Source organism: Pseudaquidulcibacter saccharophilus, from assembly GCF_019455445.1.
In the GTDB taxonomy this organism is placed as follows: domain Bacteria; phylum Pseudomonadota; class Alphaproteobacteria; order Caulobacterales; family Aquidulcibacteraceae; genus Pseudaquidulcibacter; species Pseudaquidulcibacter saccharophilus.
Map to the genome: position 1 here is coordinate 1,165,048 of NZ_JAHWUS010000001.1, position 24,020 is coordinate 1,189,067.

The following is a 24,020-nucleotide window of genomic DNA, read 5'->3' on the forward strand; positions in this document are numbered from 1 at the left end:
TTTAATGCAAATATATCTGGAACTATTTCTCTTGAGAGGGTGGATAAATGAATATTTCGAGACGTTTTTTGGCAATTGGTGCGCTTGCTGTTGCGGCAACATCTTTGGGCGGTTGTGGCTATAACACTATTCCTACCAAGGAAGAGGCGGCAAAAGCCGCATGGGCGGAGGTGCAAAACCAATATCAACGCCGCGCAGACTTGGTTCCGAATCTTGTTGCCACCGTTCAGGGTGCCGCAAAACAGGAAAAAGATGTTCTAACTGCGGTGGTTGAGGCACGTGCAAGCGCAACTTCACCAAAATTTGATGCATCAACCATTACAGATGAGGCAAAATTTAAAGAGTTCCAAGCATCACAAGACAAATTATCGGGTGCTTTGGGCCGTTTGATGATGGTTACGGAAAATTACCCGCAATTAAAATCACTTGATAGCTTTAATACATTGCAAAGCCAACTTGAAGGCACTGAAAACCGTATTGCGATTGCGCGCCGCGATTATAATGCAGCGGTTCAGGACTATAACACCACATTGAAAACCTTCCCATCAATTATATGGGCGTCAACTTTCCAATCTGGTTCAAAGCCAATGCAGATGTTTACCGCAACTGCGGGCGCGGAAAAAGCACCAGAAGTTAAGTTTTAAAACATGACCGCTGCACACGGTGCGGTAAAAACTTATTTTGCCGCACTATTTTCCCTTTTTGTGCTGTTAACTGCTGGGTTTGCACATGCAGCCCCGACATTCCCGCCTCTAACTGGGCGGGTGGTTGATGATGCCCATCTTTTGCAGCCGCAGACCGCGGCAGCATTGGATCAACGTCTTGCACAAATCGAGGCGGAATCATCGGATCAATTGGTTGTTGTTACCCTGCCATCGCTGCAAGGCTATGAGATTGAGGAATATGGCTATCAATTGGGGCGCGCATGGGGAATTGGGCAGGCAAAACTTAATAATGGTGTACTGCTTATTATTGCACCAAATGAGCGCAAGGTCCGTATCGAGGTTGGGTATGGCCTTGAAGGGGTTTTAACCGATGCCCTATCGCATCAAATTATCACCGATAAGATATTGCCACAATTCAAAGCCGGCAATATGGAACAGGGGATAGTTGATGGCGTAAACGGCATTGATGAAATCTTAAAACTTAGCCCGGAAGAGCGTGCAGACCGCGCCGCAAAAGCGGGTATATCATCACAAAATACGCAGGTGCAGGCCGGACCGGCTGATGTGTTTGGGATTATAATATTTATAATAATCCTTATTTTCATATGGGTGGTGTTCAAAATTAGCCCGCTTGATTTACTTTTCATCATTCTTAGCAGTTCGGGTCGCGGCGGCGGTGGCGGCTTTGGCGGTGGCGGAGGAGGTGGCTTTTCCGGCGGCGGTGGTAGTTTTGGCGGCGGCGGCTCGTCGGGAAGCTGGTAGAATAATATGGCAATTGGCTTTACACACGAACAAAAACACGAAATCTCACAGGCAATTAAAGCTGCCGAAAGCAAAACTTCGGGTGAGATTTATTGTGTTGTTGCCCGCAAATCAGATGATTATAGCGTGTTTGCAATTGTGCTTGCGGTGATTTTGGCGATTATTATTCCGCTTTTACTTGCCGTTTTTGACATTGATTTAGGGCGGTTGGTTGCCGAGGCATTTGGTGGTTGGCAATCGGCGCAAATTAATGCTGTTAATAGCACCAATATTTATTGGATTTTAGGCCTGCAATTATTGATTTTTATAATTACTGCATTGGTTGCAAAGGCAAATTTCTATACCGCAATTGTGCCAAAGTTTTTCAAACATCAAAGTGTTCATAAACGCGCAATGGAACAATTTCTTGCGCACGGTATTCAACAAACCGCAGATCGAACCGGCGTTTTGATTTATATCAGCCTAAAAGAGCATATTGTCGAAATCGTTGCCGATAGCGGTATTCATTACAAGGTTGGCACTGATTTTTGGGATAAATCGGTTAAGATTATCCTTGCTAAAATCAAACAAGGGGATTTGGCGGGTGGATTGAAAGACGGCATTCAAGAGGTTGGTAATGCCCTTGCCGAACATTTCCCACAAAAAGAAAATGACGAAAACGAATTATCAGATTCCGTCATATTCATTTGATTAGCCTTATTTGATTATCGATATGGGTTTTCCCAAATTTCCTCAAGCGGCTTGTTAAATAGTGCCGCAATTTTATATGCAAGGTCGAGTGATGGAATGTGTTTGGAGGTTTCAAGCGCGATAATTGCCTGGCGTGAAACCCCCAATTTATCGCCCAATTCAGCCTGCGTAAATCCGTGTTCGGTGCGAAGTTCTTTTAGGATTTGCTTCATAACATAAACTCACTATCCGCATAGGCCGGTATCAAGGCTTTTGAAAACATATTTTCCCAAAAGTGTAATAACACCATAAGAAAACCAAAAAATCACATACACAATCCATAATTCAATATGGCCAACGAGATTGAAATTTTCCAAAAAGCCCCAGAAACTACATAGAAAAAGTGTGACGCCAGTTGAAATAATAAATAGCTTTGCCATTGCGGCTTTTAAAAATTCATCGCAATGATTGATGAAGCGTAGATAAGCGATAATTTGCCCACCAATTGCAAGGCTTGGAATAATTGCAATTATATATTTAATTAATAATGGCGGATTGAACTTATTAATCAATAATGCTCCGCCAATAATTGAAATCACATAAATTGACATGCTGATACCAAATTCAATATTATAGGCTTTTTTTGTGTCTTTATAGCTTTTCATTGCACTCTCCTGATGTTAGGCATACCTTACATTGGGCGATATGTAAGGTCAACATGACATGCTGCAAAAAGTTAGGTTTACCTTACATTTTTCTTGATTGCGCAATCAATTCACGAATTTTATCAGGCGTAATCCCTGAGTTTCGCAAATATTTCAATCCCTGCGCTTTATCGCGTTTGGCAAAGCGTTTGCCATCTGCGCCCACTAATAATTTATGAAATTGATAAAGTGGGACGGGAAGGGAAAGAAAGTGTTGCAAAACCCGATGGATATGAGTGCTTTGGCGTAAATCCTCGCCGCGGATAATATGGGTTATGTTTTGGCGGGCATCATCATGCACCACGCAAAGGTGATATGATGCGGGCGTGTCTTTGCGGGCAAGGATAGCATCGCCAAGTAATAATGGGTCAATTTTTGTAGAATTGCCATTGGTTTCGGTGAAAAATAATTCCTCATCACCCAATAATTCTTTGGCACGGTGCGCCCAAAACCGCCAAGCAAATGGAATGTTGCCATTGGTTTTGGCTATTGTTTCATTATCAATTTCTTTGCCCGCATCGCGCAAAACCAGAAAATTGTCGGGGCCATGCGGCGCATTCATGGCGTCATAGGCAATTTCGGCACGGGTTTTAAAACATGGGTATAACAGACCCATTGTTTTTAATTTATCCAAATCTTTTTGATAATCAGCAAAATGATCAGATTGCCTAATTGGCTTCTCGTCCCATTTTATCCCAAGCCACTCAAGGTCAATTTCAATATCGCGATAAAATTGTGGGCGGACACGGGTTTGATCAATATCCTCAAAACGCAGGATGAATTTGCCATCATTTGCCCGTGCAAAATCATGTGCCAATAATGCCGAATATGCATGCCCAAGGTGCAAATCACCGGTGGGGGAAGGGGCAAAACGGGTAATAATTGGCGTTAAAACTGCTTTTGTCATTTTTGTTTCAAGAGAATCGATTAACTTTATATTCATTCAAAGGAGATTTGTCTTCAATAATTTATTCACGAGACAAATAATCAAAATAGATGGGGGCTGTGATGTCATCTAACCCCGGTGGGGCGTTCGACCCGTTTAATCATGCACAATTCAAAACAAACTTTCGTAAAAACGATTATCCCGTTTTGGTGCTTAATGCCGATTATATGCCATTATCATATTTTCCATTGTCGCTTTGGTCGTGGCAGGATGCGATAAAGGCGGTTTATCTGCAACGAGTTGTTGTCCTTTCGACCTATGACGAATGTGTCCATAGCCCAAATATGGAAATGCGCATCCCAAGCGTGATTTCATTAAAAGAATATGTCAAACAAGACCGAAGCCTTGCTTTTACGCGTTTTAACCTCTTTTTGCGTGATGGGTTTTCGTGTGTTTATTGCGGTTCAAAAAAGGATTTGACCTTTGATCACGTAATTCCGCGTTCGATGGGTGGCAAAACTAATTGGGAAAATATTGTAACCGCATGCTCAAAATGTAATGCCAAAAAGGGTGGCAGAACACCAGAACAGGCAAGTATGCCAATTCCGTATAAACCACAAAGACCATCACTTTACGCAATCCAAGAAACTGGTCGTCGTTTTCCGCCAAACTATCTTCATGAAACATGGCTTGATTGGCTTTATTGGGACATTGAATTGGACGAATAATCCACCTATATTCAACTGATGGAAAATAAGTTTCTTTCACGTTTGTCAAAAGCATCTTTGGGTGGTGGCATAACCTTTATTTCAAGCGTGGGACAAATTGCGGCTCTGCTATTAAAGCTCGTACTTGGATTGATAGTTTTAATAACAAATGCAATTAATCAAAAAAATGCAAAAAAACCACTGCTGAAAACCAAAAGCAGAGAGCAAGCGTTGGACGAATTTTTTATGGCAAAGAATAATTTTAATTTTGACCCCAAAGTTGACCCCAAATTAAACCTTGCGCGGATTCGGTTTGAAAAAGAGGTTAGTGCGGTTCGCGAACAAGAACGTGAGAAAAAGCGTAAATTTAACCGTATTGATGGTGCGTGGAAACTTATCAGCGTTGGCACAGGGATATTTCTTGGCGGGGTAACGTTTGATGCATTGCATGTTGGCGGAATTGGCCTTGGTATTTTATCGGGTGCTTTTGTTGGCTGGATTGGTGCGGTAATCAATAATTTCATCGTCAAACAATCAAAAGACGATAAATACACGATTGTCCCAAAGCGGGAGGCCGTAACCGCGCCGGCAATTGCATCCAATGATTTGCCACAATCGCGTAATGAGCTTGTACAAAATGTTTTATTAGAAGCCGCAACCAATCTTCAAAAAATTGACGATACTATTGTAACTTTAAAACACCCTGATTCAATCAATATCGTGACGCAAATTGTCAATACTGGCAAACGAATTATGGGCAAAGTTGCCGATGACCCCGATAAATTCAGCATTGCACAGCGTGTATTTACTTATTATTTCAAAGAGGCGGTTGCCGTTGCCGCAAGCCTTGGCAAAATGGAAAATGATACCAAGCCCGATGTTGCACGTATCCTAAGCACGCAATCAGTTTTACAAAAGCTGGTATTATTGTTTGAAAGCACCGAATTGGAGCTTAAGGATGATGATAATAAGGCGCTTGATATTGATTTGAAGCTTCTCGACCAATCTTTAAAAGCTGATTTGAAAATCAATAATTAGATGAATACAATCCACCAAACAGAAAACTTATTATTTTCGGTTATCGTCCAAATCATAATTATGATTTGTGCGGCACGGCTTATGAACAATGTGTTTCGCAAGATGCATCAGCCGGGCGTAATTGGTGAAATTGTTGCCGGATTATTGCTTGGTCCATCGTTGTTTGGTCATTTTTTTCCAGAGGTTTCAATTGCAATATTTGGTGCCAAGCCAAACCCTGCCATAAGTGTGCTAAGCCAAATTGGGCTTTTGTTTTTGATGTTTCAAATCGGCCTTGATTTTGAATATAAAAATCTAAAAGATAAAAAAAATAGAAACCTTGTAACGACTATTTCTGTAGTTTCTGTCGTTGTTCCTTTTATTTCTGGTGGCTTGATTGGTTATTTTTCGCATTCTTATTTTGCACCAAATATACCTTTGCTCCATTATATTTTATTTATCGGAACGGCGGTTTCAATCACCGCTGTCCCTATCATGGGTCGCATTTTAAAACAGTTTAAACTTGAAAAAACTGATATGGGGTTGGTTGCTATTTCCTCTGCGGCGGCAAATGATGTGGTGGGTTGGATTATATTGGCGACAATTTCGGCAATAAGCATAAATGAATTTGCCATTGGTCATTTGGCGTTACAAATTTTGGGATTGTTAATATTAATCCCACTTGCCAAATTTGTCATAATCACTTTTGCAAATAATTTAACAAAAACAATTGATGAAAATAATCACGATATAACGCCAAACATGATGGCAATAATTATTATCATGATTTTGGCATTCGGCTTATATACACAAAAATTAGGTATTTTTACCATTTTTGGTGGCTTTATCATGGGCTTGTTTTTCCATTATAATCACCAATTCTCGATTGCGTGGCGTAAGAATGTAACCAATTTTATAATGGTGTTTTTATTGCCAATCTTCTTTACATTTACTGGCTTGCGAACCAATGTTTTGGGGCTTGTTACGCCAACCGAAATAATGTGGCTTGTGATTATTCTTTTGGCATCAATTTTATCGAAAATTGTTCCAGTATATTTTGTTGCACGTTCATATGGCTATGAGGATGCACAGGCAAAGATTGTCGCAACATTAATGAATACCCGTGCATTGATGGAATTAATTGTGCTTAATGTCGGTTATGATTTGGGAATTTTGCCGCAAAATATTTTCACCATGCTTACGATTATGGCGATTGTAACCACATTAATTACCGGCCCATTACTAAAAGTTTTCTTGCACAAAATGGGTCATGCCATTGATACAAAATTTGAAAGCTAATCTTTTATTTGGGCGTCAGAAAATTGATTGGCATCTTTTAACGGCTTGAATAATTTCATCCATGCGCCGGCAACCGCGATTGCACCAAAGCCACCCAAAATAACTGCCATAACGGGCCCTAAAAAGCGCGCCGCAAGCCCTGATTGAAACTCACCCAATTCGTTGGATGCAGAGATGAAAAGGGTTGAAACAGCACCAACCCGTCCACGCATGTTATCAGGTGTCGCAAGTTGCATAAGGCTTTGACGAACATAAACCGAAATCATATCCGCTGCACCGGCAATCGCCAAAAAGAATGCGGATAAATAAAGCACCCGTGATGCACCAAAGCCAATGGTGGCAAGCCCGAAAACACAAACCGCACCAAACATCCAAAGCCCAACTTTTTCACGAATTGGGTTTATCGCAAGTATTAATGCAACAAGTGCGGCACCAACCGAAGGTGCGGCACGTAAAATACCCAATGCCTTGGCATTTTCATGTAGGATATCGCGGGCAAAAACTGGCATCAATGCGGTTGCACCGGCAAGCAATACGACCGCTAGATCAAGTGAAATTGCACCCAATACAATTTTATTATTCCAAACAAACCCCAATCCTTCTTTGATTAATACAATGAATTTTTCTTGGGTTTTGGAATAATCTTGTGGTGGTGTTTGGGTTAAAATTATTACCAAGACCGCAATGATTTGTAATATTAAACAGGTTAGATAAACATTTACCGCACCGCTAATATATAAAAAACCGGCGATTGACGGGCCAATAATACTTGCCCCCTGAAATCCCAAAGAGTTCCATGCAATCGCTTGTGGTAATTCTTCACGTGGGACAAGATTGGGGCCAAGCGCGCTCATGGCGGGGGGTAAGAAGGCACGTATTACCCCAAAACCAGCCGCCACCGAGAAAATCATTATAAATGCCATATGGGTTGGTGATTTGGTCGATAGCATCAAGGTCGCAGACAAAACCACCTCAAGCAATAAGGCAAGAATGATTATTATCTTGCGATTATATTTATCGACTGCCTGACCACCAATTAATGACAAGAAAAATAAAGGTACAAATTGCGCCAAACCAACCATACCCAAAAGGAACGCACTTTTTTCGATATTCATGCTGTCACGGGCAAGGTTATAAATCTGCCAACCAATCGCGACCGCTTGCATTTGCAGGCCCATAGACGCGATTACGCGCATAAACCAGAATTGGGCATACGAGCGGTGTCTAAAGACACCAAGCGGGGGGAGGCGGGGGGCTTTAATATTACTCACTAGTTTTCTATCTGCCTGCTGCGACATTTTGGCAAGTATGGTAAGCCGAAAAATACAGCATTTCTGCATAAGTTGCTTTTAAAACCGCTGATTTTATACCAAAGCGGCGCAATGATTTGGAGGCTATCATAACAGACCTAACGCCATATTATTTTCAAGACAATGCAGACAATGATATTATTGTGGGCGAACTATACGCACGCGCATTTGGTCCTGCACGTTTTGTCAAGGCGGCGCATTTTTTGCGTTTGGGTAATGTTTGTGATTATGACCTTTCGTATGTTGCGAAAATTGATGGTAAAATCGTTGCCGCATGTCGTATGTGGCATATCAAGGATGAGGCGGGGAATACGGCGGTTTTTCTTGGCCCGATTGCGGTAGAGCGCCAATATAGACACCTGCGCATTGGCCATGAATTGATGAAATTATGCCTTAACGCTTGCGATGCAACGGGTGTGAAAATCGTGCTTTTGGTCGGCGATTATTCATATTTTGCGCAATTTGGTTTTGAGAGAGTTGCAAATAATCTCGTGTTTCCGCTTCCGGTTATGGATGGGCGGGTTTTGTGGCGCAAAACCGAGGGTGACGCTAATTTAAAGGGGCGGATTTTTCCCTTCCCGCCACCACATAAATAAACCAGTAAGTGCGAGCAAAAACGCAGCAAAAACAGGGTTTATTATCGGGTGTTTTTCAATTGCGTTGGTCGATAATATTTTATTATCAATTAAATATAACCCATTATCAAAGGCCAAAGTATTGCGCGGTTTAAGGGCGATTTTTGGCATTGCACCATTTGCCGAACGCCCAATAAAGAACGCAGACGATGCGGTTTTCAAGATTTTATTATTCAAATAATCACGACTTGCCCGCAAATCATTTTCGGTAATTTCATCACCGCCGCCTTTGATATTAAATGCACTTAAATCGCCATATGACGCGTGATAAAGACCGTCAGAAATATTGGAAATCCCAATTGTGAAAGCACGATTTTCATCAAAATCAGGTTTTAAAGTTTGCTTTTGTGTTTCGCCATCAAAGTTTAAAATATCGTCTTTATCGCTTTGCAAATTAATGGTTATTTGTGAAAAATCGCTTTGCATGGTCAGAAGGTTATTTTCCAAGGCAGGTTCGCCCAAAAGCCAGCCAGTTGTATTGCGGAATAATTCACGGAATGGTCCGCCACCTTCATACCCACGCTGCCACAGCCAGGATTTATCAGATAAAAGTGCCGCCACCCGTCCTTTACCAAAATATGAAGTTATCAAAAGTGGCGCGCCATCACCACTCATGAGGACGTTGCCTTTTGGCGTTGCCTCAATAATTCGTGTCCAATTTCCCCACATGTTTTGGGAATCTTTTAATGGTGCAGTAATGGGGTTTGCCAAGCCTTGCCCAGTAATTTGTGGCTTATATTCTTTATCAACTGCTTTGGTTTTACCAGTAAATGGAAGAACTTGTGCCAATGGTGTTGATAAAAGCCCCTCATTCTCGGCCTCGGAAGAACCGGCAAGCATTAAAAACGCGCCGCCATTATCAACCCAATCAACAATATTTTGTAGATATTCATCGGGCAATGCCTCGATGCGTGTGAATTTATCAAAGACAATCAGGTCAAAATCGCCAAGTCGTTCATTAAATAATTCATAGGTTGGAAAAGGAATAAGTGATAATTCATCGTCACTAGCATTCAAATCCTTATCCAGAGAGCGCATGATGGTGAAATGCACCAAATCAACATTGGGATCAGATTTTAAAAGATTGCGCCATGCCCGTAACCCTTCATAGGGATCCCCACTTACTAACAATACCCGCAGTCTTTCACGTACCCCTTCGATATCTGTGGTGATATAATTGTTATTATTGCTTATTTCACCATTTAGCGGGGTAACGCTAATTGCAATCGGGGTTTTACCGCGTTTAAGAACCGGGAATTTTAAATCGATTTCTTTATTAAACGCGGCCATCACTTTTTGCGGTGGTTGATTGCCAATATTTACAATTAATTCAGTGTGCTGCAGGTCAAAGCCGTGTTCAATTATTTTTAGTTTTAGATGGGCGATTTGCCCAACTTCGGTCGCGACAGGGTTTTGGGTAATCTTTAGATAGATATCTTTTTCATCATTTGCGCCCACCAAAATTTGATGCACAGGAAAGTCATAATTCATACGTACGGCGTTTTTAACCAAGCCATCTGTTATGATAATTGCACCAGCAATTTGTTTAGGGTTGATATTGGCCTTTGCCTGTTCAAGGGCGCGAACAAGATTTGCGCCATCGCTTTTATTAATTGCAGTTTCAATAATTTTTAGATTGGGAATTTTACCCAATTCATCAAGCAGCCTTTTATGCGCAACATCGACCCCATCTAGCCGATTTGTAGCGCGCATCGACGGGGAATTATCTGTTACCACAATCACATAATTGGGTTGTGAAAAAGACTGATTTTTAATTATTTGCGGATTTAAAAGAATGATTGCAAGTAAAGTGAAAAATACCCCACGTATAATTTTCGCCTTGCCATTTTTTACAATATAAAACCCCAAGCTAAGCGCAAGGGCAATAATAATCCCAATCACATATGGGGTTTTGAATACCGGATCAAAGGCAATTTGGTGCATGCTATCCATCAATGCCCCCGACCCAAGCGTTCAAGCAATAACGGCAGATGAACCTGATCATTCTTATATTGCCCCGTAAGGGCATAAAGATAGATATTTATACCGACCCGAAACGCGATTTCTTTTTGCAATTCTGGTCCATTAATTACCGCGATTGGTGATGGATTTGCACCACTTGCCCAAACATAGGCAAAGTCACCATCGGTAATTATTATTGGTGATACCCCATCATTGGCGGTTAAATCAGTTGCAGTGCGCGATTCTACCCAAATATTGGCATTGCCAAAACGGGCGGGGTAAAAACGTAACAGGTAAAAAGTTTTATTTAAAACATGTTCGGCAGGCACTTTTTCAAGCGGTGGGATTTTCAAACCGCCCAAGGCAATTTGCGTTATATTTTGCGCTGTCTTTGTATCACGTCCACCGCCGCGTGTATCAATGAAAAGCATGCCACCATTTTCCATGAAAATATTCAATTTTTGCTTGGCAATTGGCGAAAGTGGTTGTGGCTTGTCAGGTAAAAGCCAGTATAAAACCGGATAAAGCGCCAAATCATCCTTTTCGGGGTCAATTGCTTTTACGCCCGCCGGCTCAACATTGGTGCGACGGGTGAGGGCGGCTCTTAAACCCTCTAAACCTGCCTTGGCTTTTTGATTGGTTGCCGCATCAGGGGTGTTTATATAGCCCATAACCATGTCATCGGTTTTTGTTGCTTGTGCGTTGGCATCATGCGGCGCAAATGGCGCGCAAAATGCGAATATTATGATTGCAACAATCTTGCCAATGCTTCTATTGCGTCCAATCAAGAAACTTAGGAGCATTTCAACAAGCAAAAGCAATATCCCACCCAATAGCAATAAGGGTTTAATAAGTGCTTGTTTGGCATCTTTTTCAATAATTGGTGCAAAGCTATTATCAAATCTATATGGCTTTAAAATAAAGTCATCACCAATCATATTGAGGATAAGAGTAGAGCCACCCCCAGAATAAATACCCGGTGGGTGGTTAATATCAGCTTTGATATTTTGCCACTCATCAGGCAGGATTGATTTTTGCCCCATTGGGTTTTGATTGATTTTACCATCACCATCAATTGTTGCGATTGGCTGCATGGCTTGGGTTGGTGGAAGGCTGGTTGCAGGAAGCCCAATATTTTGTGCGCGCAATAAAACCCGTTCCAATATTTCATAAAGATGCTTGGTTAGGCCAAGATTTGACCAGCCGCCCATTAAACCAGTATGCACCAAAACCACATAGCCATTGCCAAGTTTTTTCGCGCTTACTAATGGGCTTTTATCTTTCATTTGCGCCCAGATTTCTGGCTGCTCGCCGCCCATTTCAAATACTGCAAGGCGATTTATTTGCACATCATCACCGAGTTCAAGCCCATAAAACGGGCTGTTGGTATCAAATGTGCCAACGCCTTTATCATTCCATGTAAAATTGCCAGATAATATTTTGGCCTCGGGACGAATATTTTGCGGCAAAAGGCGGTTTTCACTACTATTCAACAATAATGGACCGGAAAAGCGAATAATCATGCCGCCGCCACGGACATATTTTTGCAATTCTTCAAATTCATTATCAGTGAATTTACCACGATCGGCAAAAACAATTGCCGAAGGGTTTTTGGATATTATCTTGTCCAAATTGTCGGAAAATACTTCACCTTTTATATTTGCGGCGGTTTCAATATAGGTCTCATCGGCCAAAAGCGGGCTATCGAATGAATGTTTCTCAAAACCAATTAAAGGGCGACTATTGAAAATATTTATTATCCTTGTTGCACCCGCATTTTCTTGGCCCCGAATGCGTGCAAAATAAATTTCCCTCCGCATAAAAGAAGGCACTTGAATAATTGAATTTGCGCCAACATTTTGGGTGGTGATGATTTTTCCGTCCCTATCGTAAAAATCCAATATTGCTTTTGGTGTGCCACCAACGCCAGAAAGGCTTATATTATAGCCATTATCATCTTCTTTAATGTCTTTGATAATCAATAAATCACGCGCGGGCGGGATAAGGGTGATTTGACCATTGGCAATTGATTTCAGGCGGTTGATGAATTCCTCTTGCCCTTCATGATAGGAATTATCGCACAGGCAAATCACATTCGCCTTACCGCTAAAACGCATAAGTGCCTGATTAACGCCTTTATAGTCATTAAAAACAGAAATTGGGGTTATGTTATCAAGCTCTGTCAAAAGGGAGATATCGCTTTTTACCGAAAAATCCTGCGCCAAGCCTAAAGAAGTTTTTATGAGTGTGAATTGCGATGATGCACCGGTTTTTGCGGCCTGTGACTTGATGAAATTGGATAATTTTTGTTTGGCATTATTAAAATCATTGGCATTGCTAAACCCATCTTCGACAATGATTAAATAGTTTTGTGTCTGAATATTACTCGTTTTTTGCGAGCTGAAATACGGTGATGCCAACCCCAAAACCAAAAGCAATATACCCAATGCCCGCAATAGCTTTAGCCAGATTGGCGCATCATTTACCACGCTTTTTTGTGCATTTAACCCGCGCAAAAAATCAAAAGCTGGCAAGGTTTGCGGTTTTGGGTTTGGGGGGATTATTTTTGAAATTATAAAAATTATGGGCAGTGAAACCAATGCCAATAATGCAAATGGGTAAAGTAAATTCATAGCTTTACCTCATCAAGCAAGAGCGCATTTTGCCAGATTGGCATAATTTGGTTTAAAATATCTTTTCCACAATAAATGTTATTAATCAGGACATTGTTATTCTTTGCCAATTCATCAAGTTGTGCAAAATGCCTTTGATAATTGGCAATATATTGGTTGCGAATTTCATCGCAGTTTTCGATGAGGATTTTTTCATCACTATCAATATTTTGAAATTCAATGCGGCCTTTGAAGTTAAAATTCGCCTCATTCTCATCCTTTATGATGCCAAGGATGATTTTATTTCCGGACGAATTTGCCCGTTTAAAAGCGGCTTCGAAAAGCGACAAATCACAAAGCCCATCGTGAAAAATAAGAGAAACACCTTGGTTGAATTCTTGCGGTAATTCACCAATTATGGCCCCAAGGCTTTGGGCGATTGTGTTTTTGGATTTTGTGGTTTTTTGTTGCCCCGCCACCAATACGCTTTCGCCAATATCAATCATCGCAAAGCCAAGTGCAAGTGCGATAATATTGGCAATATTACGCTTGTTGGGGCTTTCGGGCGAAAATTGCCAATTTATACGCGGATTTTGTAAAGCAAAAATTTGAAAACGTCTTGGGCTTTGTTGTTCTTTTTGTTTTACAAATGCCTTGTCCGATTTTGCCGATTGCCGCCAATCAATATTGGCAACACTTTCACCATTGGAATAGGGACGGAATTGGAAAAATTCATCCGAAGATCCCGCCTGTTTTTTGGCATGAAAACCAATAAGTTGTGATGCAATATTTTGTGCAGGTTTGACCAATATTGGGATTTCGCCCGCAATCGTGTCGGCAATAATATTCGCCTGATTATAAAGGCTTTCCTGCAAAACCTTGCCCCCTAATCGTCAAATACCATATCAATTAGTTCGGATTTGCTTGCCCCCGATGAACGTCCATTCCAATTAAGTGACATACGGTGATTAAGTGCGGATTTGGCAACAAAATTCACGTCTTCTAAGGTTGGCGCAAGATGACCACGCAATAAAGCATGCGATTTGGCGGCAAGAATAATTGCCTGACCGGCACGCGGCGATGGACCCCATTCAAGGCTTGTTTTAACTTTTTCAAATTTTGTGGTTTGTGGGCGCAAATTGCGTACAATGTTTAAAACCTTGTCGATAATCTTCTCGCTTGTTGGCATGGAACGAACCAATGCCTGAAGCGCCAATAATTCATCGCTATCCAATGGGTTGAAAGCCTTGTCAGATTGTGTGCCAGTGGTGTTGATTAAAACCTGCTTTTCGGCTTCTTCATCGGGATAGGGAACATTGATTTCAAGCAAAAACCTATCAAGTTGCGCTTCGGGCAATGGGTATGCTCCCTCATGCTCGATGGGGTTTTGGGTGGCAAGAACGTGGAATGGTTTTGGCAAATCATGGTTTATGCCATTGATTGCGACTTTTCTTTCCTGCATTGCCTGTAACAATGCCGCCTGAGTTTTGGGTGATGCGCGGTTAATTTCGTCGGCCATTAAAATTTGGGTGAAGATTGGGCCGTTAATAAAGCGGAAATTGCGCCCGCCTTTATCATCGGTTTCCAAAACTTCGGATCCCAAAATATCGCTTGGCATCAAATCGGGGGTGAATTGCACACGGTTAAAGCCAAGGCCGCATGATTTGGCAATGGTTTCCACAAGCAATGTCTTGGCAAGGCCGGGCATACCCACCAAAAGCGCATGAGAACCACCCAAAAGCGCGCAAAGACAAAGGTCAATCACATTTTCTTGTCCAAAAATAACGCCTTGGACAGAGGTTTTAAGTTTTTCTATTGAGGCAATGGCGCTATCGACGCTTTGATTTGTTGCGGCGATGTTTTTATTTTCCAAAGCGGCATCAATTGCCATTTTTCACCTTTAATATTAAGAGACTTATGTATATTGCTATCAATAAGCTGAATTTTTTGCAATTACAATGTTTGGAACATGAATAATCATCTGTCACATATCTTAAAAGAAATTGCCGATAATTATGGCTTTGATAATGGGCAAAAACCACTGCCACCTGTTCATTTATGGCATCCCGAACATTGTGGTGATATTGGCATGGAAATCCGCAAAGATGGTTCATGGTGGCATGATGGCGTGCGAATAAGCCGTGAGAAATTGGTTTTCTTATTCTCACGCATTTTGCGAAAAGATGATGATGGTAATACCTATCTTGTTACCCCACATGAAAAAGTTATCGTTCGCCTAGAAGATGCGCATTTCATTATAATTCGCGCTGATAAAGTGGATGAAAAAATCATCTTTACGACGAATCTTGGTGAGATGTTTGAACTTGATAAAGAGCATCCGCTTTGGGTGGAATTTAACCCCGAAACCAATGAACCACGACCATATGTTATGGTGCGAAATGGGCTTTTTGCGCTTATAAACCGAAGTGTGTTTTACGAACTTGTTGATTGGGCGGAGAGTGAGGGGGATAAATTATTCATCACCTCAAACGGGCAGAAATTTGAATTGGGTAATTTTTAATGCGGCTAGAGGAATGGAAAAATCTATTACAAGCCAATCTTTTGCAGGATTTTACCCCTGATACGCAAAAGAACACCAAATTTGATATGCCAATCTATGTTGATTTCAAACATGATGAATTGAAGCCTGCGGCTGTGCTTATCCCATTGGTTTGGCGGCGTGGGGATTTGAATGCAATTTTGACCATGCGCACTGCACATCTTACCAATCATGCGGGGCAGATTGCTTTCCCTGGTGGGCGCATGGATAAAGAAGACATTGATTTGAAACATACGGCACTACGTGAAGCCGATGAGGAAATCGGCCTAAAAGGTGAATATGTAAAAATCTTGGGTTCCGGTGATACATATCAAACCAATACGGGATTTTTGGTAAGGCCGGTTTTGGGTTTGGTTGCACCCGAAGTAAGTTTGCAAAAAAACGACTTTGAAGTTGAGGAGATTTTTGAAATCCCATTCTCCTTCCTTTTGGATAAAAACAACCATCGTGAAGAATTTTTTGAACGCGGAGGCATGCGCCGCAGCTATTTCGTGATTGAATATGGTAGGCATTATGTTTGGGGCGTTACTGCGGCAATAATAAGGATGTTGGGCGCAAGAATTTTGGGGGAAATAAAATGAAAATCCCACCAGACGCCAATTTTTTGCATGATGAAAATGCACAAAAATTAATGCGAATTTTGAATGACCATGAGCAAGATTCAACGCGCTTTGTCGGCGGGTGTGTCCGTGATGCAATATTGGGGCGTAAAATAAAAGATATTGATATTGCAACCAAAATTCGCCCTGAAACGGTTGCAAAACTGCTTGATGAAAAAAAAATCCGCTTTGTACCAACTGGGCTTGAACATGGCACAATAAGTGCGATTTTGGGTGGGCGCGCTTTTGAAATTACCACATTGCGTAAAGATGTTGCCACCGATGGGCGGCGGGCGGTGGTTGAATTTACAAATAACTTTGTAGAAGACGCAATGCGCCGCGATTTTACTATAAATGCGCTATATTGCGATGAATGCGGCAATGTCTATGATCCATTGGGGCAGGGCGTGGATGACATTAATTCACATCTATTGAAATTTGCTGGCATTGCCCACGAAAGAATTGCTGAAGACTATTTGCGGATTTTACGATTTTTCAGATTCTATGCGCAATTGGGTAATTTCACGATTGATTTGGATGGTTTAAATGCCTGTCAGGATTTGTGCGCAGGTATCAAAAGTCTTTCGCGTGAACGGGTTTGGATGGAATTAAAGAAGATATTGGGCGCACCATTACCACATCCAACATTGAATTTGATGGATGAATACCATTGTTTGCAGACGGTATTGCCATTTGAATATCAATTGGAAAATTTAATAAGACTTGCTGAAATTGAAGAGGGTGCAGATTTCACACTTCGTTTGATTGCGATATTGCCCAAAAGTATCCGCATTATTGATGAACTTGCCGAAAATCTGCGTTTTTCTAATGCCGAAAAAAAGCGCTTTTCTGAATGGGCAAAGTTTGATGAAACAATCAATGCCCAAAATATTCACGCCAATATTTATTATCATTGCAATCAGGCGATTTATGATAACCTCATCAGTCAATATCTCATGGGCGATGGGGCAATAAATGATTTAATTAATATTGCAAAAAACTTTAAAGCCCCAAATTTTCCAATTAATGGCAATGATTTGAAGATTGCAGGTCTTCAAGATGGTCCAGAGCTTGGCAAAAAACTAAAAGAGCTTGAGAAGAAATGGGTTAAAAGCGGCTTTGAATTAACCAAAGCCGAATTATTGGGTGCGTGATTTATTCGCCCAATCTTGCCAATAATCCATTTTTCAGATCACCCCATTCATCATCAATAATCGCATAATAAGCGGTATTGCGGATAATGCCGTTCGACCGTAGCATATGTTTACGGAAAACCCCCTCAAACTTTGCGCCTAATTTCAAAATTGCAGTGCGTGAATGCAGGTTATTCTCATCGGTTTTTAATTCAACGCGCATCGCCCCGCAATCAAAGGCATTCTGCAATAATGCAAGTTTTGCCGCCGGATTGATTTTTGTGCCATGAAATTTGGGCGCATACCATGTGCCACCAATTTCACAACCCTTATGCTCCGGGTGGATTGCCATATAACAGCTTTGACCAACATATTCGCCATCAGGTGTCAAAATAGTATGGGCAATCCAATTGCCGCTTTGGTGGCGTTTAAGCACGCTTTCAAGATATGTTTTAACCGATGAAGCTTCGCCATCAATGGCATCGACATAATGCGTCCAAATTTTGGGATTTGCACCCGCATTTGCAAGCCCATCAATATCATTGGCGTCAAAAGGGCGGATTAAAACAAATTCATTTGCAGTTTTTACAGGTAAGAGCTTCATAATTCTTCATTAAAGCCTTATTCATGTTATTGAAAGGTTTGATTTGCTAAAAGGCATTGTGGACGTATGTTTCCATATGCGATTTTCGGGGTAAAAATGAAAAAGTTTGAATTAAAATATTTTTCTGGTTTGATTTTAACAAGTGTCGTGCTTGGTGCTTGCGCAACCACTAGCAATTCTGTGGCGCAAACGGCGGAAACTACGCCACCTGTGGCGGCCCAAACCACAACCCCACCTGCTGAAACAGCGCCTGCTGAAACCAATGTCACCGCGCCAAGCTTGGGCGGAAAAATCAATTTTAATGCGGGGCGGGTTTCAACCGATACGGTTTTGCCGCCGGTTGATGATCCATTATTGCAAACCACGCCAACCTCACCAATTGCCGAACCGCAAGCACCACCTGCGCCAACACGCCCATTAACGCCTGATGAGATTGCCAAAGAAATCGCGCCAAATTTTGACGTTGCCAAGGATTATACTCGTTTGGTGCAATGTTACGGCACGCTTGATTTCACAGCCGCCTTTATGCAGGTTCGTGCATCAAAACCGGGTGCTGCGCCACAATTAAAAGCGCTTGCCGCGCAGCTTGACGGTCTTAAAAAAGGCATGCAGCCATTTGTTTTGGCGGCATCAACTGTAAGGTCAGAGGCAAAATTCCGCGCCGATTATAGTGCGGTATCAACCAAGGCACAAAACCAATTCTTTGCCGCCCCAAACCCTGATGCCTTTATGCAAAGCAAATTGCAAATGGCAAACGCTTGCCAAAACGATGCCCGCACTTGGGCCGGGGTGAAGTGATTTAATCCCTAATCATCTCTACCCATTCGGCCTCGGTCAAAACTTTTACCCCAAGGCTTTGGGCTTTGGTTAGTTTTGATCCGGCCTCGGCACCCGCCACAACATAATCGGTTTTGGCGGAAACAGAACCCGAAACCTTTGCACCCAAATTAATTGCTTGTTGTTTTGCTTCTTCGCGGGAAAGGGTTTGTAATGTGCCGGTGAAAACTACGGTTTTTCCTGCAATTGCGGTGTCTTGTTTGGCGGCGACGATTTCGGTGATTATAACTTCTGATAAGAGATCATTTAGGCCCGACATGGCGCGTTCACTTTGGAAGAATTCGATTAATGCGTCGGTTGCTACTTCGCCCATGCCATCTTGGGAAAAGAAATCTATATAGGCTTGTTTGGGTTTGCCATTTGCGGCGGATTTAACAATTTCAACAAATTCTTTGGCATCATGAAAATGTGCCAAAAGTGCCTGTTTGGCCTTGGTATTAAGACCTTGAACGGGGCGTATAACTTCTAATAAATCGCTACCAAATAAATCATCGGGCGGGGATATTTTATCCGATGCTTCAAGTAATTTATCACGCATTACGGGGCCAAGACCATCTATTACCGAAAGCCTTTGGAAATCATCATTTGGTCGGGCATTTGCGGCATCTGTAACCGCTTGTTTAAACCTATCCCAAGAGCCAAAATTACGTGCCAAAAGCCCCGATGTGGTTTGCCCAATATGACGAACCCCAAGGGCGTAAATAAACCTATCAAGCCCAATATTACGACGTGCCTCAATGGCATTTAGAAGATTATTGATGGAGGTTTCGCCAAACCCTTCAAGCCCTTCAAGCGCATTGCGTTTGTCTTTTAAGCGGAAAATATCGGCAGGTGCGGATATTAGACCCTTTTCAAGGAAAATTTCAATTTGTCTTGGGCCAAGCCCGTCAATATCATAGGCGGTGCGCGAAACAAAATGTTCCAAATGGCGTTTCTTTTGATGTGGGCAATCATATTCGCCAGAACATCTCGCCGCAACCTCGGTCTCACCGCTTTCTTTATCGGTGATGCGTGAAACCACGGTTTTAAGCGGGCAGGGGCAGATGTGGGGGAAGTGGAAAACCGCCGCATCATGGGGTCGTAAATCCTTATCAATGCCGATAATTTGCGGGATAACGTCGCCGGCCCGTTGTACAAAAACCGTATCGCCAATACGAATATCAAGTTCGTGGATATAATCTTCATTGTGAAGGGTCGCGTTTGAAACCATAACCCCGCCAACGGCAACCGGTTCAAGACGTGCCACAGGGGTCAAAACGCCCGTGCGCCCAATTTGAATATCAATATCCAACAATTTGGTTTTTGATGGTTTTGCCGGGAATTTATGCGCGATTGCCCAACGTGGGAAGCGTGTCACAATCCCCAATCTATCTTGCAATGCCAACTCATTGACTTTGTAAACCACGCCGTCAATTTCATAGCCCAAATTCTCGCGTAATTCACCAATATGATTATAATGGGCAACCAATCCATCGGCATCGTTGAAAATTTTGGTCAATGGATTAGTTTTAAATCCCCATTTTTCAAGGGTTTCAATCAATTCCATTTGGGTTTTGGCAATAGGGGCGGTTTCATACCCTGTTGCATAGGCAAAGAATTTTAATGGGCGGGTTGCGGTAACTTGGGCATCAATTTGGCGCAACGAGCCCGCCGCCGCATTGCGGGCATTGGCATAAATTTGCGCGCCCTTGGCAATTTGATTTTGGTTTAATTCGTTAAAGCCCTCATCATCCATATAGACTTCGCCACGGATTTCGATTTCTTCGGGCGGATTTTCGCAATGCAAAGTGCGCGGTATTTCAGGAATTTGCAGAACGTTTGCGGTTACATCCTCCCCCTCTTTACCATCGCCACGGGTTGAAGCGGTTTTCAAAACCCCGCTCAAATAGGTGATTGATAATGAAAGTCCGTCAATTTTCGGTTCGGCAGTGAAGGGAAGGGGTGCGGCCTTATCAAGCCCCAAAAATTTGCGCGCACGATCCACAAATGCGGTAACATCCTCTTTTGAAAACGCATTATCGAGCGATAACATTGGCACGTGGTGTGTATGTTTTTTGAATTTGGTGGATGCTTTGGCGCCAACATATTTTGATGGGCTGTCATCACGTATTAGTTTTGGGAATTTTTGTTCAATAAGGGCGTTACGGCGCTCTAGTGCATCAAATTCGGCATCGGAAAGGGTTGGGTTATCATCGACATAATAGGCGTCGCGGTGCATACGAATTTCATTTGCCAATGCTGCAAGCTCTGCGCGTGCCATATCATGGGTTAGATTTTCAACGGGGGTGTTGCGATATTCGCTCATTGATTTTCCATTAATGATTTTGCCGCCTTGCGTGCTTCATCAGTTATTATTTCACCTGCCAACATTCGCGCCACTTCTTCGACACGTTCTTTATCTGAAAGGCGAACCACGGTGGTGCGGGTAATGCCATTTTCAACCCGCTTTTCAATACGTAAATGATGATTGGCCCGCGCCGCCACTTGGGGGGAGTGGGTGACACACAAAACCTGTGCATTTTTGGCAAGCTCTTTTAGGCGTTTACCAACCGCATCGGCGGTTGCGCCACCAATACCTTGATCAACCTCATCAAAAACCAGTGCCAATGTGCCAGATGTTGCCGATAAAATCACCTTTAATGCAAGTGAAAGCCGCGATAATTCCCCACCCGAAGCAATTTGGCTTAGGGGGCCAAAACCTGCACCAGGGTTCGGCGCGATTTCAAAGCGAACTTTATCAATACCCTTTGCCGCAATTCGTGTAGCATCACTTTCGAACGATGTATTAAAGCGCATTTTTTCAAGTTTTAAGGGTGGTAATTCACCCATAACTTTTTCGTCAAAAATTTTGGCACCAGATTGGCGTTTTTGCGATAGTGATAATGCAAGATTATCATATTCTTCCTTAGCAATTTTAAAGGCTTTTTCGGCCTTTAATAATTCCTCATCGCAATTATCGATTAGGGATAATTTCTCGGCGATTTCGTCCCTTTTACGTGGTAAATCATTGGCGATAACGCCATGTTTACGCGCCGCCCCACGAATTGCAAATAAACGCTCTTCGATACGTTCAAGCTCTTTGGGGTCAAGGTCGATGGAATAGCCAAGGCTTTGCAAATTACCCAAGGCATCGGCAATGTTATTTTGCGCATTTTCAAGTGAATTAACCGCCGCTTCAACCAGGCTATTTAGTTTTTTGCCGTTTTCACCCTCTATTGCACCAATTTTTGACATCGCACGCGATGCAACACCAAGGTAATTTTCAACCTTGCCGCCCTCAATGGCTTCTACGGCTTCTTTAATGGTTTCGGTAATCCGTTCCGACCCCATCAAAAAGCGGCGCGTAGTATCCAATTCTTCTTCTTCACCAATTTGCGGGTTTAAATCGTTTAATTCTTTTAGGATATGGGCAAGGTATTCACGCTCAGCCCCCGATTGACCCATGCGATCCTGTGCGGTCTTTAGATTTTGGCGCGCGGTTTCAAAAGTTTTGTAAGCGCCACTTACCGCAGATAGAGTTTGTGTGAAGTCATCGCCCAATTCATGCGATAAAAAGGCATCAAGCATTTCAAGATGCTTGCTTTCATCCATTAAACCAATTGCTGAATGTTGCCCGTGCACTTCTAAAAGTGCGTTACCAACCCGTTTTAAAAGCGCAGCAGAGACTGGGACATCATTAATAAATGCCTTGCTCTTGCCATCGGTGTTTAGGGTGCGGCGTAATATTACCTCACCGTCCACCTCAACATCGGCCTCGTGCAAGATTTCATTGATTGTGTGATTTGAACTAATGCTAAATTCGGCGCTTATGATTGATTTATCTGCACCAGCGCGCACCAAGCCTTTTTCGGCGCGTTCACCAAGTGCCAAGCCAAGGCCATCAAGCAATATTGATTTACCCGCACCGGTTTCACCAGTCAAAGCAGTAAAACCCGACCCGATTTCAAGGTCAAGCACATCAATCAAAACCACATCACGAATCGATATTTCACGCAGCATTTATGTTAATTAGCCTAATTTATTAATTTAAAAAATATTGAAACTGCCACAAAACAGGGTTTTTATTTTTTATATATTCCAGGTAGTTTCAAGATTTCGGAATATAAAAAATCAATCAATGCCCGCACTCGCTTTAAATTATTTCTCTCAGGGACAATTAGCATATTAATTTCAACTGGCGAAACTTTATATTCGGGTAAGATTTGGATTAGCTTGTTTTGCTTTAATAAATCATCGATTAGCCAAATGTGCGATATTCCTATACTGCGCCCGTTTTCAATTATTTTCCGTGCCGCTAAACCATTATCAATAGAAATATTGCCTTTTATCCCTATTTCATGAGTTTTACCTTCGGGGTTAGTGATTTGTAATATGTTGTAATTAAGCAAATTAGACATGCTTGCAAACTGATGATTTTGAAGATCATTAATGGTTTTAGGCAGGCCAAATTTATTAATGTATTCAGGTGACGCCACCAATAGGCGCTGGCTTTTACCAATTGGTTTTAGTTTTAGGCTACTGTCAACTATGCCACCAATTCTGATGGAGAAATCAACACCTTCTTCGATTAGATTTATTTTTTCGTCGGTAAAGTTAATGTCGATTTCAATGTCGGGATAAAATTCTTGAAATTTTAGAATCATTTCCGTTATGTGTGCGACACCAATTGCGACACTGCATGAAAACCTTATTTTGCCAGAATTTGCATGCTTTTTCAGTCCAACTTCTTCATTTGCTTGTTCCAGTAGTTTTAGGATTTGTAGGCATCTATGATAATATATCATGCCTTCATTAGTGATGGTCAGATTTCTTGTGTTACGACTTAATAATGAAACGCCAAGTGCTTTTTCAATGTCTTGCAAATGCCTGCTTATGGTTGCCTGTCCGGTTTTGAATTCACGGGCAACCGCGCTTAGATTCCCGCGCTCGACTATGCGAACATAGGTTTTCATTTTATCGATCGTAACATCTGGCGCTAGATTTAATTTATCCATTTTATGAAACAATAATATCCATTATGTTGATATTATAAAATAATCAAACTCGCCTTAAATAGCAA

General features: G+C 42.0%; 23 protein-coding genes. 11 read left to right on the top strand and 12 right to left on the bottom strand.

Features of this window, described 5'->3' with window-relative positions:
- Positions 1 to 47: 47 nt before the first annotated feature.
- Genes KXV15_RS05500 through KXV15_RS05510 form a run of 3 tightly spaced genes read left to right on the top strand, consistent with a single transcriptional unit; the run spans position 48 to position 2,117 of the window.
- The gene (locus KXV15_RS05500) at positions 48 to 644 is read left to right on the top strand and encodes a LemA family protein (RefSeq protein ID WP_240007149.1); all 597 of its coding nucleotides are present in this window, start codon (positions 48 to 50) and stop codon (positions 642 to 644) included.
- A gap of 3 nt (positions 645 to 647) precedes the next feature.
- Positions 648 to 1,427: a TPM domain-containing protein gene (locus KXV15_RS05505; RefSeq protein WP_240007150.1), complete on the top strand. Its 780-nt coding sequence runs from the start codon at positions 648 to 650 to the stop codon at positions 1,425 to 1,427.
- 6 nt (positions 1,428 to 1,433) lie between these two features.
- Positions 1,434 to 2,117, top strand: a complete 684-nt coding sequence (locus tag KXV15_RS05510; RefSeq protein WP_240007151.1) for a TPM domain-containing protein — start codon at positions 1,434 to 1,436, stop codon at positions 2,115 to 2,117.
- Between the two features lie 14 nt (positions 2,118 to 2,131).
- Here KXV15_RS05510 and KXV15_RS05515 read toward each other — a convergent pair whose 3' ends face one another.
- The 3 genes from KXV15_RS05515 to gluQRS form a co-directional block, all read right to left on the bottom strand.
- Entirely contained in the window at positions 2,132 to 2,329 is a 198-nt protein-coding gene (locus KXV15_RS05515) for a helix-turn-helix transcriptional regulator (RefSeq protein WP_240007152.1), read from the bottom strand.
- A gap of 12 nt (positions 2,330 to 2,341) precedes the next feature.
- Positions 2,342 to 2,761 carry a hypothetical protein gene (locus KXV15_RS05520; RefSeq protein WP_240007153.1) on the bottom strand — a complete coding sequence of 140 codons (420 nt, stop codon included), beginning with the start codon at positions 2,759 to 2,761 and terminating at the stop codon, positions 2,342 to 2,344.
- 82 nt (positions 2,762 to 2,843) lie between these two features.
- Positions 2,844 to 3,707 carry a tRNA glutamyl-Q(34) synthetase GluQRS gene (gluQRS, locus tag KXV15_RS05525; protein ID WP_240007154.1) on the bottom strand — a complete coding sequence of 288 codons (864 nt, stop codon included), beginning with the start codon at positions 3,705 to 3,707 and terminating at the stop codon, positions 2,844 to 2,846.
- A 206-nt stretch (positions 3,708 to 3,913) separates the two neighbouring features.
- Here gluQRS and KXV15_RS05530 point away from each other — a divergent pair, with 206 nt between their 5' ends.
- Genes KXV15_RS05530 through KXV15_RS05540 form a run of 3 tightly spaced genes read left to right on the top strand, consistent with a single transcriptional unit; the run spans position 3,914 to position 6,709 of the window.
- Positions 3,914 to 4,414: an HNH endonuclease gene (locus KXV15_RS05530; RefSeq protein ID WP_240007211.1), complete on the top strand. Its 501-nt coding sequence runs from the start codon at positions 3,914 to 3,916 to the stop codon at positions 4,412 to 4,414.
- 18 nt (positions 4,415 to 4,432) lie between these two features.
- The gene (locus KXV15_RS05535) at positions 4,433 to 5,431 is read left to right on the top strand and encodes a 5-bromo-4-chloroindolyl phosphate hydrolysis family protein (RefSeq protein WP_240007155.1); all 999 of its coding nucleotides are present in this window, start codon (positions 4,433 to 4,435) and stop codon (positions 5,429 to 5,431) included.
- Entirely contained in the window at positions 5,432 to 6,709 is a 1,278-nt protein-coding gene (locus tag KXV15_RS05540; RefSeq protein ID WP_240007156.1) for a cation:proton antiporter, read from the top strand.
- On the opposite strand, the gene KXV15_RS05545 is transcribed toward KXV15_RS05540, so the two are convergent.
- Entirely contained in the window at positions 6,706 to 7,980 is a 1,275-nt protein-coding gene (locus KXV15_RS05545; RefSeq protein WP_240007157.1) for an MFS transporter, read from the bottom strand. The two genes, KXV15_RS05540 and KXV15_RS05545, sit on opposite strands and share 4 nt — an antisense overlap.
- Positions 7,981 to 8,096: 116 nt before the next feature.
- On the opposite strand from KXV15_RS05545, the gene KXV15_RS05550 reads away from it, so the two are divergent.
- Positions 8,097 to 8,615 carry a GNAT family N-acetyltransferase gene (locus KXV15_RS05550; RefSeq protein WP_240007158.1) on the top strand — a complete coding sequence of 173 codons (519 nt, stop codon included), beginning with the start codon at positions 8,097 to 8,099 and terminating at the stop codon, positions 8,613 to 8,615.
- On the opposite strand, the gene KXV15_RS05555 is transcribed toward KXV15_RS05550, so the two are convergent.
- The 4 genes from KXV15_RS05555 to KXV15_RS05570 are packed head-to-tail and all read right to left on the bottom strand — an operon-like array spanning position 8,574 to position 15,119.
- Positions 8,574 to 10,607 carry a glutamine amidotransferase gene (locus KXV15_RS05555; protein ID WP_240007159.1) on the bottom strand — a complete coding sequence of 678 codons (2,034 nt, stop codon included), beginning with the start codon at positions 10,605 to 10,607 and terminating at the stop codon, positions 8,574 to 8,576. The two genes, KXV15_RS05550 and KXV15_RS05555, sit on opposite strands and share 42 nt — an antisense overlap.
- Positions 10,607 to 13,249, bottom strand: a complete 2,643-nt coding sequence (locus tag KXV15_RS05560; RefSeq protein WP_240007160.1) for a DUF4159 domain-containing protein — start codon at positions 13,247 to 13,249, stop codon at positions 10,607 to 10,609. Before KXV15_RS05560 ends, KXV15_RS05555 begins: the two co-directional genes overlap by 1 nt.
- A complete protein-coding gene (locus KXV15_RS05565; protein WP_240007161.1) occupies positions 13,246 to 14,103 on the bottom strand; it encodes a DUF58 domain-containing protein in 858 nt (285 codons plus the stop codon). The genes KXV15_RS05560 and KXV15_RS05565 overlap by 4 nt, the downstream gene beginning before the upstream one ends.
- Before the next feature lie 11 nt (positions 14,104 to 14,114).
- Positions 14,115 to 15,119 carry an AAA family ATPase gene (locus KXV15_RS05570; RefSeq protein ID WP_240007162.1) on the bottom strand — a complete coding sequence of 335 codons (1,005 nt, stop codon included), beginning with the start codon at positions 15,117 to 15,119 and terminating at the stop codon, positions 14,115 to 14,117.
- A 78-nt stretch (positions 15,120 to 15,197) separates the two neighbouring features.
- Between KXV15_RS05570 and KXV15_RS05575 the strand changes: the two genes are divergently transcribed.
- From KXV15_RS05575 to KXV15_RS05585, 3 genes are read left to right on the top strand one after another with little or no spacing between them, the layout of a single operon-like run.
- Complete coding sequence (locus KXV15_RS05575) at positions 15,198 to 15,749, top strand: DUF1285 domain-containing protein (protein WP_240007163.1); 552 nt, start codon at positions 15,198 to 15,200, stop codon at positions 15,747 to 15,749.
- A complete protein-coding gene (locus tag KXV15_RS05580; protein WP_240007164.1) occupies positions 15,749 to 16,369 on the top strand; it encodes a CoA pyrophosphatase in 621 nt (206 codons plus the stop codon). The genes KXV15_RS05575 and KXV15_RS05580 overlap by 1 nt, the downstream gene beginning before the upstream one ends.
- Positions 16,366 to 17,541, top strand: coding sequence for a CCA tRNA nucleotidyltransferase (locus tag KXV15_RS05585; RefSeq protein ID WP_240007165.1), 1,176 nt, complete (start codon positions 16,366 to 16,368; stop codon positions 17,539 to 17,541). Before KXV15_RS05580 ends, KXV15_RS05585 begins: the two co-directional genes overlap by 4 nt.
- A 1-nt stretch (position 17,542) precedes the next feature.
- Here KXV15_RS05585 and KXV15_RS05590 read toward each other — a convergent pair whose 3' ends face one another.
- Positions 17,543 to 18,124: a GNAT family N-acetyltransferase gene (locus KXV15_RS05590; RefSeq protein WP_240007166.1), complete on the bottom strand. Its 582-nt coding sequence runs from the start codon at positions 18,122 to 18,124 to the stop codon at positions 17,543 to 17,545.
- Between the two features lie 96 nt (positions 18,125 to 18,220).
- Here KXV15_RS05590 and KXV15_RS05595 point away from each other — a divergent pair, with 96 nt between their 5' ends.
- Complete coding sequence (locus KXV15_RS05595) at positions 18,221 to 18,922, top strand: superantigen-like protein SSL4 (RefSeq protein ID WP_240007167.1); 702 nt, start codon at positions 18,221 to 18,223, stop codon at positions 18,920 to 18,922.
- 1 nt (position 18,923) lies between these two features.
- Here KXV15_RS05595 and ligA read toward each other — a convergent pair whose 3' ends face one another.
- The 3 genes from ligA to KXV15_RS05610 all read right to left on the bottom strand — a co-directional run bounded on the left by ligA (position 18,924) and on the right by KXV15_RS05610 (position 23,955).
- Entirely contained in the window at positions 18,924 to 21,266 is a 2,343-nt protein-coding gene (gene ligA / locus KXV15_RS05600) for an NAD-dependent DNA ligase LigA (RefSeq protein WP_240007168.1), read from the bottom strand.
- Positions 21,263 to 22,960, bottom strand: a complete 1,698-nt coding sequence (gene recN, locus KXV15_RS05605; protein ID WP_240007169.1) for a DNA repair protein RecN — start codon at positions 22,958 to 22,960, stop codon at positions 21,263 to 21,265. The genes ligA and recN overlap by 4 nt, the downstream gene beginning before the upstream one ends.
- A 62-nt stretch (positions 22,961 to 23,022) precedes the next feature.
- On the bottom strand, positions 23,023 to 23,955 hold the full coding sequence (locus tag KXV15_RS05610; protein WP_240007170.1) for a LysR family transcriptional regulator: 933 nt from the start codon (positions 23,953 to 23,955) through the stop codon (positions 23,023 to 23,025).
- Between the last annotated feature and the right edge of the window lie 65 nt (positions 23,956 to 24,020).